General features: G+C 31.8%; 14 protein-coding genes and 1 riboswitch. All 14 genes read right to left on the reverse strand.

The annotated features are described in order from the left end of the window. Positions 1-80: 80 nt before the first annotated feature. Entirely contained in the window at positions 81-905 is an 825-nt protein-coding gene (locus tag ACWJJ7_RS09705; protein ID WP_462961948.1) for a hypothetical protein, read from the reverse strand. Between the two features lie 203 nt (positions 906-1,108). Further along, positions 1,109-1,627, reverse strand: coding sequence for a hypothetical protein (locus ACWJJ7_RS09710; RefSeq protein WP_462961949.1), 519 nt, complete (start codon positions 1,625-1,627; stop codon positions 1,109-1,111). A gap of 80 nt (positions 1,628-1,707) precedes the next feature. Next, a complete protein-coding gene (locus ACWJJ7_RS09715) occupies positions 1,708-1,866 on the reverse strand; it encodes a hypothetical protein (RefSeq protein WP_462961950.1) in 159 nt (52 codons plus the stop codon). After that, a complete protein-coding gene (locus tag ACWJJ7_RS09720; RefSeq protein ID WP_462961951.1) occupies positions 1,863-2,819 on the reverse strand; it encodes a hypothetical protein in 957 nt (318 codons plus the stop codon). Before ACWJJ7_RS09720 ends, ACWJJ7_RS09715 begins: the two co-directional genes overlap by 4 nt. A gap of 181 nt (positions 2,820-3,000) precedes the next feature. Next, positions 3,001-3,201, reverse strand: coding sequence for a hypothetical protein (locus tag ACWJJ7_RS09725; RefSeq protein WP_462961952.1), 201 nt, complete (start codon positions 3,199-3,201; stop codon positions 3,001-3,003). A gap of 18 nt (positions 3,202-3,219) precedes the next feature. Then, on the reverse strand, positions 3,220-4,146 hold the full coding sequence (locus tag ACWJJ7_RS09730) for a hypothetical protein (protein ID WP_462961953.1): 927 nt from the start codon (positions 4,144-4,146) through the stop codon (positions 3,220-3,222). Between the two features lie 427 nt (positions 4,147-4,573). Beyond that, positions 4,574-4,765: a hypothetical protein gene (locus tag ACWJJ7_RS09735; RefSeq protein WP_462961954.1), complete on the reverse strand. Its 192-nt coding sequence runs from the start codon at positions 4,763-4,765 to the stop codon at positions 4,574-4,576. Between the two features lie 1,858 nt (positions 4,766-6,623). Next, the gene (locus ACWJJ7_RS09740) at positions 6,624-7,004 is read right to left on the reverse strand and encodes a hypothetical protein (RefSeq protein ID WP_462961955.1); all 381 of its coding nucleotides are present in this window, start codon (positions 7,002-7,004) and stop codon (positions 6,624-6,626) included. A 779-nt stretch (positions 7,005-7,783) separates the two neighbouring features. Continuing rightward, positions 7,784-7,942 (reverse strand): hypothetical protein, encoded by a 159-nt coding sequence (locus tag ACWJJ7_RS09745; protein ID WP_462961956.1) that lies wholly within the window; start codon positions 7,940-7,942, stop codon positions 7,784-7,786. 132 nt (positions 7,943-8,074) lie between these two features. Continuing rightward, entirely contained in the window at positions 8,075-9,022 is a 948-nt protein-coding gene (locus tag ACWJJ7_RS09750) for a tyrosine-type recombinase/integrase (RefSeq protein ID WP_462961957.1), read from the reverse strand. Positions 9,023-9,155: 133 nt separating this feature from the next. Beyond that, a complete protein-coding gene (gene guaA / locus ACWJJ7_RS09755; protein WP_462964973.1) occupies positions 9,156-10,685 on the reverse strand; it encodes a glutamine-hydrolyzing GMP synthase in 1,530 nt (509 codons plus the stop codon). 55 nt (positions 10,686-10,740) lie between these two features. Next, on the reverse strand, positions 10,741-12,195 hold the full coding sequence (gene guaB, locus ACWJJ7_RS09760) for an IMP dehydrogenase (RefSeq protein WP_462961958.1): 1,455 nt from the start codon (positions 12,193-12,195) through the stop codon (positions 10,741-10,743). Positions 12,196-12,348: 153 nt separating this feature from the next. Further along, positions 12,349-12,446, reverse strand: a riboswitch (purine riboswitch). A 200-nt stretch (positions 12,447-12,646) separates the two neighbouring features. Then, positions 12,647-14,275 carry a chaperonin GroEL gene (groL, locus tag ACWJJ7_RS09765; RefSeq protein WP_462961959.1) on the reverse strand — a complete coding sequence of 543 codons (1,629 nt, stop codon included), beginning with the start codon at positions 14,273-14,275 and terminating at the stop codon, positions 12,647-12,649. Positions 14,276-14,393: 118 nt separating this feature from the next. Then, entirely contained in the window at positions 14,394-14,681 is a 288-nt protein-coding gene (locus tag ACWJJ7_RS09770) for a co-chaperone GroES (RefSeq protein ID WP_462961960.1), read from the reverse strand. Positions 14,682-14,914 lie beyond the last annotated feature (233 nt).

The raw sequence follows: 14,914 nt of genomic DNA on the forward strand, positions 1-14,914 counted from the left end.
TTCCTTTAAAAAAAAGAGAAGGGCATCCGTTATGGACACACCTTCCTTAAATTTGACAATGGCACAAAATTGTGCAACTGTTATGCTATTGTCTTTCTAATCATTACAACACCTGTCTCGTCAGTTAATTTACAAGCGTAAACGTAATCCCCAACTATATCAGTAGCGTGTAATTTTTCCTCTCTTTCTTCCTGTATATTGATTGCTTTCTTCTCCATGTAAGATAAAGCACCTTTCTTGATTATGAATGATACGCATTCAGAATTTACAAGAGTATTTTTGTCTGTATGAAATATTCGAATGCCTCTAAAAGTACCGATACAACCGTTTCTAACGATACCATTACCCATAGCATTATAAGTTTTAGCAGCATCTACGAACTCAGGCATAGCATAAAAAGAACTATCCAATAAACTATGAATAACGATACCTCCAATATCGTCGATATCACATTCATCACCAAAATTAGCAAGTCCAGCATTAAGTTCCGCAGCAGTAATTTTCTTTGCATCAGCAGTAGCAGTTTTTAATGGAGTTTTCATTGCTTCAAGTATGAGATCACTGTCTAATTGTCTAGCAAATACTATTGCTTGTTGACTAGCAGATTCCTCTATACCTCTTCCTAATGCAGTCATATCGTCGATATCGTAAACTCTGATTATTTTGTCTATCATTTTGATAGTTGCTTGAGAATTTACTTGATTTAAACTTTCAATAGGTGATACTGTTCCTTTAACTACTAGGTTTGCATCTCCTATTGTCTTGAATACTGGGAAATTAACTGTTTCTCCCACAGTTGAGTTTGAAAGTATTCCTAAATTAGTGGATAATGTTGCTACTTTCATTCTTCCTAGGAATTTTTCTCTTACAAGTTGTGAATATATTTCTGGTACTATTAAAGCCATAATTAATTCTCCTTCTGTGCCGGTCACAACCCTATGTTTTTTGTTTATTAATATAAAGTTCCATTGGTGGAGCCAAAATTGTCCTCACCAATGGAACTCAGTGATACCAACGTCTCTCTCGAAGATGTCAAAATGAACTCTTCGGTTAAACTTAGTTAATATAATAAAAGTAGCCCGACCTCTCCAATTTTGGTGAGGTGGAACTACTTCGATAATCTTCCATATAAATCTGGGTTTGTTTTAAATAAATTTGCTCTTTCTACATAACCCATCTTTCCAAACTGTTCTTTACTTATACTATCTCCACTACCATTATGATTTTTAGGAACAAAACCACCTTCTATAGTAGAATTATTGAACATTTCCTTTAAGCCTGTGATTTCTAAGTCCATATCCTCTGCACCTACCAAGTATTTTGATAGTGACACCGGAAGTCCTTGTTCCTTTAGCCTATTGTTTATGTCTAATAGTTTCTCCTTGCCTAGTAATACCTTCTCCTTGTCCTCTAGTGCCTTCAATCTAGCATCCATTGCTAATTCACTATCTGTTTTATCCACTGGCTTATATTTACCTATCTCGTCCTCATACCCTTTGATTTTCTTTGAATATTCTGTCCTAACTTTATCTGTTTCGCTTTGTGATGCTTTACTATTTGATTCTGTAATATGCCCCTCTAATGCAGTCATTTGCTCCGTTGTTAATCCTAACGTACTTAAATCCATAATATATCTCTCCTCTTAATTAGTTCATTATACTACCCCTCAACGAGTTGTAATATGATGCCCTATTAGTAACTTAAATTCTAGCCATGTAATTGTACTAGTTCCCGTTGAATGTTCACTGTAGGCTTCATATGACTCTTGTAGACACCTCTCAACTCTAACCTTTCTCTTAATGTTTCAACTTGTAATTCTAACAATGCAATCCTTATATTCTTTTGATTTTTTAACAAATTCATCATAATAAAATCTCCTCTTCATATAATTTAGCACTCTTGTCATTTATACAATTTTCTATTTCAGTTTTACGTAATAATTCCGTAAATGTAGCAGTTCCTAACTTTTCTTTCTTAATAATGGAACCTAATTCTCCATTAAGTATCTTATTATTATTCTTGTACTTTCTACTATTAGTAAATATCTTATTAAGGTTTTCTATTCCATAAAACTTATATGTTTCAATCCCTTTTCTTAAATTCATTTTCCATATTTCTGTCTCTTTATTAAATAGGCAAGTAATATTAGCACTTTCTCTAGGAAATTTATTCCTATCCTCTGCATAATACCAAGTTCCGGCATTAGCAATACGAATCATGTCTAAAGCAACCAATATTTTATTGTACTTAGTAATAGTTTCATCGGATAATCCTAAATCTTCATGTATCCTTTTATAACCAACAAAACATACCTCTGCTCTTCCACCATCAGAAAATAGTCCTAATTCTTCCGGTGACCGTTTATATATCCTACATTTTGTATAAGCATAATAAACAAGCAATTTATAGTTATCAATTTTCTCACTTGTTTGATTGAGTATCTTTTCCTTCTCCGAGTCAAACAGTTGAAAAAACTTACCAGTAAAATCAATACTCAATGTACATATAACTAAATCTTTAGGTTTGATGTCCTTCATATCACAATCAGAAATTATATATTTCAATTCTTGTAATTTAACTAACATCTCTCTAAATTTAGGTACTGTTTCACCTTTCTTCTTTCCAATTCTGAAACCACAATCAATAATCATATCCTCTAATGTAAACTTGATGATACTTTTTCTATTCATGTTTGTATAAAGGTAATCTATAATACTCATAACCTTGTCATTCTCAACTTCTTGTATGATGCTCTTTCCTACCTTTTTATAAAATACATCATTGGGTACCTTCGTAAAATAATCTAATTTTTCCATCATAATATCTCCCTCACATAATTTCCGAAACTAAGGTTGCAGATTTTCTGCACACTTGTGAACTTATTCTCTTTTATTAATAGATTAGTCTCTCTTATTACACCTCAGTAGCCCCCCCTAATTTGGGGGGTGTAATTTGAGATTACCTTATGTTGTACCCCCCAAATTAGGGGGGTGTAGTTTTTTACCTTACACGACTATTCCATATTTTAAACAGTTCTTGTAACTTTTCGTTATTTAGAAACTTCATAAATATGTTGCCACTCTTAGGATTGATTGCATTGGCTTCTAATAGGCCACCATTGTTTGCAAAGTAAATTCCTTGTTCCATGTTGTATACGAACTTAAATTCTTTATCTAAATAATTCATAATAATCTCCTTCATATATATTGACTTTTTATTTTAATGTGTTATAGTAAACGGGTAAGGATTATCCTCTACCTGTTTGACTTGTTGGTAACTGTAACTAATATTTCTTTTACCTGTCATTGCTAACGAATGAATATCGAATCCCATTTCTAACTGGTAAGTTTTAGTTAATATTGTAGGATTAACGTTGTATGGTATTTCAAAAAAACCTATTTTGTATTCATCTATTGGAATAAGTGTTTCATCCGATAGTGTAATATCTATATTTAAAAAAATAAATAGTTTCTTCTGTAATAGACTTACATCATTTGTGTATGTCATTTTGTCGTTAACAATTTTAATGTTAGTTTTCAGACTATACTTTTCAATAATCTCTTTGAAATCCTCTACTGTTTTCCTACCTAATAAATCATATAACTGTTCAAACCCTAATATATCTCTTAGGTGCTTTCTGTTGCTCTCTCTGTACTGTTTGCTACCATAGAAACCTAAATAAGTACTATCAATGGCAAGTAAAATCATCTGTGTGTCCTCGTCTGTTGGGACTGGTATATTCAATAAACTCATTACAGTTAATAATGTACTACCACAGTATTTACTGTAATAATAATCATTGCAGCCTGAAAATCTACCTACATTGTTTAGGTTAATACTATTCTCATTGTGCGTATCACACCCATATATGGCTTGTACATGGTTATCTATGCTCTTATCTTTTACAGTTGCTACATCTATATATAATTTCTCATTGTTTAAACCTAAAAAGTTGTTAACATTTTGAGTTTGAGTAGCATACATAGTTCTAAAGCCATAAAAATATCCTATATTGAATCCATATTTTTGTTGCATGATTATACATGAAATTAAACTATCAAAATCATCTGATAATACTAAATCATATTTAACTCCATCCTCAAATCTACTCCATTTTGGTAATTCTTCTCTTAATTCTTCTTTCATAATTTCTCGTAATTGAACGAAAAACTGTAAATTCCTTTTGCTATGTATTCCGTACATAACAATAATATTTTCACTGTTTGGGTATCCCTTAATTCCTTAAAAACAGAAATTAAGGAACCTAAGTTTTTGTTATTTTCACGATTTACACTTCCTTTCACATATTATTTTATTATTACAGAAGGAACACACAACTCTTTTTTCAACTTAGGAGGTGAACGGTTCGTTGTGTGTTGAATCTATAATGGCTAAGTATTAAATGCTGTACTATATGTCTAAATGCACATAGTTAAAGCACTCATATCATTACACCTAAATTTCTAATGTAATCATATCAGTGCTTTCTAATTTACTTCATATAATAAAAATATCAATAATTCTGCAAACGTAGTTATATCAACGAGTTGAGGGCATTTTCTATTTCGTGACATTACATCCTATCTTGTAACCAGGTCTCTAATTTATCTAGTACATTCTTATACATTGGCTTCTCAAATTTATCATTCAGCATTCTACTTAGTAAACTTCTATTTACTTGCGCTGCTTCTGCAATTTTAGATGTTGGTGTATAATATTTCTCTTGAATCTTTAATATTCCTGTTCGGATCTCATCTTCACTCATCTTAATACAACTCCTTCTTCATTAATAACAGAAACGTTTATGTTTATAAAAAAATATATATGTATTACTGTTTATTTTATACTCTTGCAAGTGGTACTTTGTGCCACTTGGGAAGTAATATATATGTATTACTGTTTATTTTATACCTCCCCTTATCCGCGAAGATAGCATTTGTCTGAGGCGTTGGTATTACTAGGCTACGGTCATCCTCAAAATAAAAAGACTGACTTTTTTGCTCAAAAGTGACTTTTACTGCCTTACATATGGTAACTCTTTTATACCTCTTAAACCTAGTAATATCAACGTGTCTATAAAAAAGGTGTGTCTTTTTATTGATTTATTGTTTTTTCTATACATATTATGCAGAGCAAAATAATTTTAAAAATCAACCCTTAGAGTATATATATCAACACCTACAGGGTTCGGAGTAAATCAATATTTAAAGTGTTTTAGCACTATTCGTCTTTTCTATATTTGCTCTCTTAGCACAAATAATACAATATTTTTTAGAATTATCTTAATTTTATTTTTATCCCCTCTCACTATAGAGATTTTTGCCCACCATTCGTAAGTGTAGTTATACCAACGGTTTAAGAGGTGTTTCTACTAGTCGAGAATTATATTTATTTTTTTGGTACTCCCTCTCACATTAGAATATTTTGCCCACCTATCGTAAGTGTAGTTATATCAATGGTTTAAGAGGTGTTTCTGCTTTTCGGATTCTTTTATTTTCTCTTATCATATTACGGAGTGGAAAATGTTAAATAAAAGTACCTCCAAAGCCAGTTGTATCAATGTGATTAAGCAGTATTTCTAATTGCGAGAATTGTTACTTCTCCCTTAGAGACCATCCATTTTTTGAACAGAATGGGGCTATGACTATAGTTACTAATTTTTTTATAAAATAGTAAGTCTGTAAACCGTTGATATAACTAGGCTACAAAGGTTTTGGTCGCATCGAACATCCTTATCTTTCTCATACGTTCTTTTGCCTTATTCCTATCTATTTCCTTACCACAATCTTTACAATACCATATTAGGGAACGATATATAGTCTACATGCTCCCTTAGAGACTCTTTAACTTTTGACGTATTTACCGTTCCAATGGGTTTGTAGACACTTTTATTTTTTTCTGATTTTCTGTAATCAAGTCATATCAACGTTCTACAAAGATATGGTCGCTTCAAAGTTTTTTTAGTTTTTCTTTATTCTTGTGCCAATTCTCCAGTGTTTTGATTCTATTTATTTCCTTACTACATTCTAAACAATACTTTTTATTTGATGTATTATCCTCTATCACTATAGAGATTTTTGCCCACCCCTCGTAAACCCACTCATTTCAGCATCGGAGGAGTAGTTTCTGCTTCGTGACATATTATCCTTCTCACATTGCGTTTAGTGGATACTACTTGCAAACCCAGTGATAGCCACGAACATACAAGTAAACCCATTGATTTATTGATATACAAAAGACACTAAACCCAGTCATATCAACGTATTAAGTCACTTTTAATAATCAAACATATATAATGTCTCCCTTAGAGACTATCCAACTTTTGGGCAACTTTAACAAACCCAGTCATATCAATGGTTGTAAAAAATGTTTCAAATTAAAATATGCTTAAAACTCAGTAATATCAACCATTACGTGGACTGTACACACTTTTTAATAGAATATGTCTTGTGGTCACATTTTTTACAAACTTTTAATGATGATTCGCCAGAAATATATAAATATTTCTTATTGCATTTTTACAAACTTTTATAGTGTAGTTATTCGAATTGTATTGGCAAATTTTAAGTTTATTATATATAATCAATTACTTTCTATATTCAAATCTTTGTAATGTAACCCTCCTATAATTCTTTCTTATGTACGGACTTCAATTTGGGAGTTAATGCAAATGTATCAATTAACATTGCAATTGGAAAAGGGCATATAAATATAAAAGCAATGAACTCTGTCCATTTATCATAGTCACTAATTGCATATAGAAACTTTCTAGGAAAAATATTCTCCGGGCCTACTATAAGTAAAATAAATTCTACTACCAATGCTATATATAATGCGATTTTTCTCTTTTTAGGTTTACCTTCTTTTTTTCTATAACATCTATATAGTAACCATCCTACTAAACCTATACTAAGTATAATCAGCATTATAGGAATTAACCACGCAGCAATTAGCAATGCTAATGGGAAAAATAAAATTATAAGTATTATTATTAATATCGGCATCCTTGTCCACCCACTTTCATACATATTTTATTCTACAAGTTTACATATATTCCTTTAAATTATATAAATTATCACATACTATATTATTACTATATTCGATAAATAGAGAATTGTATGTAATTCTGTATAACTTGCCTACTGGATACTGTTTCTGCTTATCTAACGTGTCCTAGGAACGACTTTGCCCTCAAACATGTATAATTACATACCTCTTAGTTACAATCGCTTGTATGTTTGTGAATCATTAGGTTATAATGTTTTGAACTTTTAATATTTGGGAAGTTAGGAAATGACGTAGTTACCCTAAAAAAATAGGATAAACGAATATTTGGTTTGTGTCGAGGTTTCCGAAAATCTGTTTGTTGTAATACTTTTATACACGCTCTACTTCCACGTATACTTGTCTACAAATTGCTAACAATTATATTACACCCTTATGTCTTGCGACCAGTAGCGACCACCCTAGATAATTTATTAGTCGATCATCTATACTCGACTCAGGGGATTGAATACAAACAGATTTAAATATTACAATACCCAATAGATTTTATACGTTGGCTCTACCACACCACTCTAATTTTTTAGACTTGCTAGAGTGCCTATACAAGTAACCTACACCCTTATTTTTGGGCGTAGGAAATAAACCCTTGAAATCCTTACTTTTTTGATTTATAATAAGGGTAGTGGTTTTTTTCAAGAAGGTTATTAATCAATATTCAATTTTCCAAAGGCTTCGTAACTACAATTACAGAGCCTTTTATTTATTTTTTGTTTTAATCTTATTGTCCATTATTAACTATATATTTTATCCTTTGTCTACAAGGTTCTATTCCTTTACCACATTCATCACAAAGTATTTTTCCATCTTCTGCGGTAAAGTGTTGTTCTTCGTCGACCTCAATTTTACATTTATAACAACAGCATTTAATATTACTCATGATTCTTTCACCATCCTATCTCCAATATTGTGTTATTAAGTTGCTGAACCTTTTAACGCTATTGGTGTAATCTTTTTAGCATACTAGATACTTCTATAGTTCCAATATAAACCACCAATTCTATTATTTGTTTTATTTAAATATACTTTTTTTATTGTTAAAGGCTGGTGCTATCTCATCTATCACATTAACCATATCAATTGTTTTTGCATTGTAATACTTACTTAATTGTTTCATGGTTGAGTGACCCGTTATCTTTTGTAATATCAATGGACTAACATTTTTATTTACTGCATTGGTAATAAATGTATGTCTAAACAAATGAAGTGAACATTTCCCTATACCTCTCTCATTACAATAGTTTTTTATACATTTCTGTAGCGTACTTTGTGCTAATATATCACCATAAACCGTAGGAAATAAGTAACTGTCATCTTCTCCATTTCTTAATCCTAAATACTCTATCAAAACCTCTGCTAACGAATTTGAAATAGGTAAATATCTAGCCTTTTTATTTTTAGTAACATTGACTGCAATAGTTCTATTAAACATATCTACATTCTTCACTCTTAATTCTCTGAGTTCTGTTGCTCTTAACCCCGTTGAAGCAAACGTCCAAATCATACTCCATGTCCTTATTGTTATAAAATCTTTTTGTCTAGGTTTTGTTAATAATTCTGTCAATTCTTCTTGTGTATAAATTTCTTTAAATGTTTCTTGATATTTTACTTGGGGTATCTCAAAATCTTTCAAATATCCTTTTTTAACACCATATTTAATTATTGGACTTACATTGTGTAAATAACTATTTAGTGTTACTCCATTTTCCAAACCTTTTTTATCTTGCATATACGAAATATATTCTTCGAAAGTTTTTTGAGTTATAGTATTAATCAAAGTATCCTGTCCAATAAATTCCATAAAATATTTGTTATGGTAATAATAACTTCTTAGTGTATACTTGCTTCTACCTTTAATTTTTATAGATAAAATAAATTCCTCAAATACTTCTTTAATAGTTTTTTTACATTCTTGTTTTTGTTTGAAAAACTGAGTACCTTTGACTTCTCCATTTCTCACCTTTAAACTACCTCCTAATTTAATATCAAAAAAAGCAAAAAAGTGTCTACAATTCACTTATATTATTAAGTAAATCATAAACACTAATCTTGTACTTAAACCCTTATATATCTAGGTATAATAACGTTCTTACCTATTCCCATTCAATAGTTGAAGGTGGTTTTGAAGTTACATCATAAACAATTCTGTTTACTCCTTTAACTTCATTAACAATTCTTCTAGAAACTTTATCTAACACATCATATGGTATTCTAGCCCAATCTGAAGTCATTCCATCCGAACTAGTTACAGCTCTTAGAGCAACTGTATGACAGTATGTTCGTTCATCTCCCATAACTCCAACGGATTGGATGTTTGGTAGACATGCAAAGTATTGCCATATTTCACTTTCAAGTCCAGCTTTAGCTACTTCATCTCTGAATATTGCATCGGCTTCACTAGTTATAAATAATTTTTCAGGTGTTATTTCTCCAAGAACTCTTATAGCGAGACCTGGTCCCGGGAATGGTTGCCTCCATACTAGGTAATGAGGAATTCCAATTTCTTCTCCAACTGCTCTAACCTCATCTTTAAATAATTCTCTTAAAGGCTCTATTAGTTTAAAGTGCATATCTTCTGGAAGTCCGCCAACATTATGGTGACTTTTTATAGTAGCTGAAGTATCAGTCCCACTTTCAACTACATCCGGATATATTGTTCCTTGCACAAGGAAATCTAATTGTCCGAGTTTATTAGATTCTTCTTCAAAAACTCTTATAAATTCTTCGCCAATTATCTTTCTCTTTTGCTCTGGATCACTTATTCCCTTAAGCTTACCTAAAAATCTATCTTGAGCATTAACTCTTATTATATTCATCTTAAATTCACCTTTGAATATTGTTTCAACTTGGTCGCCTTCATCTTTTCTTAAAAGACCATGATCAACAAATACGCAAGTTAACTGATTTCCTATTGCTTTATGTACAAGCATTGCGGCAACTGATGAATCTACTCCGCCTGAAAGAGCACAAAGTACTTTTTTATCTCCAACTAATTCTTTTATAGCCTTGATTTTTTCCTGCGCAAAAGATGACATTGACCAATCGCCTTTAACCTCGCAAACATCATATAGGAACTTTCTAATCATTTCTTCACCAAAAATAGTATGTTTTACTTCTGGGTGAAATTGAACTCCATAGAGTTTTTTAGAAACACTCGCCATAGCAGCTACTGGACAATCTTTAGTAGTTGCAATTATGTCAAAGCCTTCTGGCACTTTAGAAATATGGTCTGTATGACTCATCCAGCATTGATTCTCTTTTATTCCTGTAAAAATAGTAGCATCTTTGCATAGGTCAACTTCTACTTTTCCGTATTCTCGAACATCAGGTGTTATAACTTCTCCACCAAATACTCGAGCCATTAGTTGAGCACCATAACATATTCCCAAAATAGGAACGCCTAGTTCGAATATTTCTTTTTCAACCTTTGGAGCACCTTTTGCGTATACACTATTGGGTCCGCCAGTGAATATTATTCCTTTTGGGTTCATGTTTTTTATTTTTTGGGCAGAAGATGTATATGGTATTATTTCGCAATATACATTATTTTCTCTAACTCTTCTTGCAATAAGTTGATTATATTGACCACCAAAGTCAACTACTAAAATTAATTCTCTATTAATCAATGTATTTTCCTCCTGTACACTTAATCATTTTACTTAGCTATTCTTATCTATACTAGCTGTTAATACTATAATTCGGTGCTTCTTTTGTAATTGATACATCATGTGGATGACTTTCTCTTAACCCTGCTGAAGTTTGAACAACAAAGGTTGAAGTCTCAAACAATTGCTCTAGCGTAGCTGAACCTAAATATCCCATTCCTGAACGTATACCGCCTATCATCTGATATATAGTTTCTATAACACTCCCTTTGAAAGGTATTCTTCCTTCTACCCCTTCTGGAACTAACTTTTTATTTCCTTCTTGGAAATATCTATCCTTACTTCCGCAAGCCATAGCACTTAGAGAACCCATTCCTCTATATACCTTATAGCTTCTTCCTTGATAGATTTCCGTTTCACCTGGAGCTTCCTCGCAGCCTGCAAACATAGAACCCATCATTACCACTTTAGCACCTGCTGCTAATGCCTTAACTATATCTCCTGAGTATTTTATGCCGCCGTCTGCAATAACAGGAACTCCATATTTATTCCCCTCTTCAACACAGTCCATAACTGCTGTAAGTTGTGGAACTCCTACTCCTGCTACAACCCTTGTAGTACAAATCGATCCAGGACCTATACCTACTTTTACGCAATCCGCCCCTGCCTCAATTAAATCTCTAGTTGCTTCTCTCGTTGCAATATTTCCTGCTATTATTTGAAGGTCTGGGTACACAGATTTAATTTTACGTACCGCGTCTAGTACTCCTAAAGAATGGCCATGAGCTGTATCTATAGTTATTACATCTACTCCAGCCTTTACTAAAGCATCTACTCGCTCAATTATGTCTGCAGTTACGCCAACAGTTGCACCACATAATAATCTTCCTCTAGAATCCTTTGCAGCATTAGGGAATTTTATAGTTTTCTCTATATCTTTTATAGTTATAAGTCCTCTTAAATAATTTTCGCTATCTACCAAAGGTAACTTTTCTATTTTATGTTTTTTAAGAAGTTCCTTAGCCTCATGCATGCTTGTTCCTTCTGGTGCAGTAATTAGATTCTCACTTGTCATTATATCTTTAATTTTCTTACTATAATCAGTTTCAAAAACTATATCCCTATTAGTAATTATTCCAACTAATTTACCATTTGTTGTAATTGGAACTCCCGATATTCTATATTTACTCATTAATGATAAAGCGTCTTCTAAAATATTGTCTGGAGATAGGTAGAAAGGATCTGTAATTACACCATTTTCTTGTCTTTTAACTCTGTCTACTTCAATAGCTTGGTTTTCAATACTCATATTCTTATGTATGATACCTATTCCGCCCTCTCTAGCCATAGCAATAGCCATTCTAGACTCAGTAACAGTGTCCATCGCTGCACTCATTAGAGGTATGTTAAGTTTTATTGTCTTTGTAAGGTAAGTAACTAAACTAACATCCTTAGGTAATACTTTAGACTTATTTGGAACTAGCAATACATCGTCGAAGGTATATGCTTGTTTTAATATTTTTGCCATTTAATTAACACCCTTTCACAATTTTATTTTACATTCGTCTTTATAATTAGCATAAAAATATTTATATATACTATATTTTAAAATAAGGTATAAAGTATAAAAAGGCATACTAATCCTACCTTAACTAAAGTAAAATTAGCATGCCAAAAATAAGCTCATACTAAGATTACTCATAGTCGGAAATTTGCGGCTTCCGGTAGATACTCCTTGCCATATTCAAGGTATATATGAGTAGCGTCATTGTTCTTTGAATTTGTTATTACAATAATGATAGTTAATGTTTAAGCATTTGTCAATGAATATTTCTAGTATGTTCATTAACTAGTTCACGAACATACTAGAAACATAATTATACGACTTAACAAAACAAAAAAAATTAACTAAGGCAAACCCCTAGTTAATTTTTTATTTGAATATACTTTATTTATAATAATTATTGTTTAAATTATTTTTAGTACATTCCATCCATTCCCATTCCTGGTGCGCCACCCATTGGTGCCGAATTCTTTTCTGGAATATCCGCAACTGCAACTTCTGTTGTTAAGAATGTTGCTGAAACAGATGCTGCATTTTGAAGTGCTGATCTTACAACTTTTGTTGGATCAACAATTCCAGCTTTTATCATATTTACCATTTCTCCACGTAAAGCATCATATCCAGTTTCTCCAGCGCTTTCTCTTACTTTTTCTATTATAACTGAAGCTTCCGCGCCAGCATTTGTAGTTATTTGTCTTAATGGTTCTTCTAATGCTCTTTTAATTATGTTAATACCCACTTGAACATCTGGTGTATCTGATGATAATTTTGCAATCTCAAGAATAGCATTAATATAAACTGTTCCACCACCAGGAACTATTCCCTCTTCAACTGCTGCTTTTGTAGCTGCAAGAGCATCTTCTATTCGGAGTTTCTTTTCTTTTAATTCAGTTTCAGTAGCGGCTCCAACTTTAATTACAGCTACTCCTCCTGCAAGTTTAGCGAGTCTTTCTTGTAATTTTTCTCTATCAAAATCTGATGTAGTTTCTTCAATTTGTACTTTAATTTGGGAAACTCTATCATGTATTGTATCCTTTTCACCCTTACCATTTACTATAGTAGTGTTTTCTTTAGATATTTTAACACTTTCTGCTTTTCCAAGCATGTCAACAGTAACGTCTTTTAGTTCTCTTCCTAATTCTTCACATATAACTTCTCCACCAGTTAGGATGGCAATGTCTTGAAGCATTTCTTTTCTTCTGTCACCAAAACCTGGTGCTTTAACAGCTACACAAGTAAAAGTTCCTCTTAATTTATTAACAACTAATGTACTTAAAGCTTCACCTTCAATATCTTCAGCAATTATTAATAACTTTTTGCCTTGTTGAACGATTTGCTCAAGTATTGGAAGTATATCTTGTATATTAGTAATTTTCTTATCAGTTATTAAAATATATGGTTCGTCAAGATTTGCTTCCATTTTTTCTGCATCTGTAACCATATATGCACTTAAATATCCTCTATCAAATTGCATTCCTTCAACAACATCAAGTTCTGTTCCCATAGATTTTGATTCTTCTACAGTTATAACACCTTCGTTGCCTACTCTTTCCATAGCATCAGCAATTAGAGCTCCTGTTACTTCATCACTAGCTGATATAGCAGCTACTCTCGCTATATCTTCCTTACCATTAACTGGTTTAGAAGACTTTTTAATTTCTTCAACAGCTTTATCTACAGCCATTTTTATACCAGTTCTTATTAACATTGGATTGGCACCAGCTGTAACATTTTTTAAACCTTCTCTTATTATAGCTTGGGCAAGCAATGTAGCTGTAGTTGTTCCATCTCCTGCTACATCATTTGTCTTTGTAGCAACTTCTTTAACAAGCTGTGCTCCCATATTTTCAAATGCATCTTCTAGCTCTATTTCCCTAGCTATAGTAACGCCATCATTTGTTATTAATGGTGATCCAAACTTTTTATCTAAAATAACATTTCTCCCTTTGGGTCCGAGTGTTATTTTAACAGTGTTTGCAAGTTTATCTACACCTCTTTGCATAGCTCTTCTTGCTTCTTCTCCAAACAATATATCTTTAGCCATTTTAAACCCTCCTATACGCTAACAATTAAATAATAATTTATTAACAATTAAACGAAAATTTGATATTATTGTTCAATTGTCACATTATTGTTTAATTGTTGATTGCGTTTAATTAAAATTATTTTTCAATTACAGCTAATAATTCGTCTTGTTTTAATATGATATACTCAATACCATCATATTTTATTTCATTTCCTGAATATTTAGAGAATAATATTATATCCCCTGCCTTAACTTCCATCCTGATTACTTTTCCATCTTCAACTTTTCCTGGTCCTACTGAAACTACTTCAGCCTCTTGTGGTTTTTCCTTTGAAGCTCCCGCAAGAACAATTCCGCTTTTTGTAGTTTCTTCCGCATCTAATCTTTTAATTAATACTCTATCACTAAGTGGTCTAATGTTCATTTTAAACCCCTCCTTTTATAATTTTGTTAGCACTCATCACATCTGAGTGCTAATGAGTTCCATACCTAATATTCTAATTAATAATCAATATAATATCAACTTCATCTATTCTATATATTATACCATTTATAAGCAATTAAACATATTATGTTTAGTTATCACTGCATTATATAGTTTTTCTCTTATTTACTTAGCTTTTATTAAAATTGTAGTTTTTGCACATTTTTATTATT

Source organism: Clostridium sp. CM042 (genome assembly GCF_055080995.1).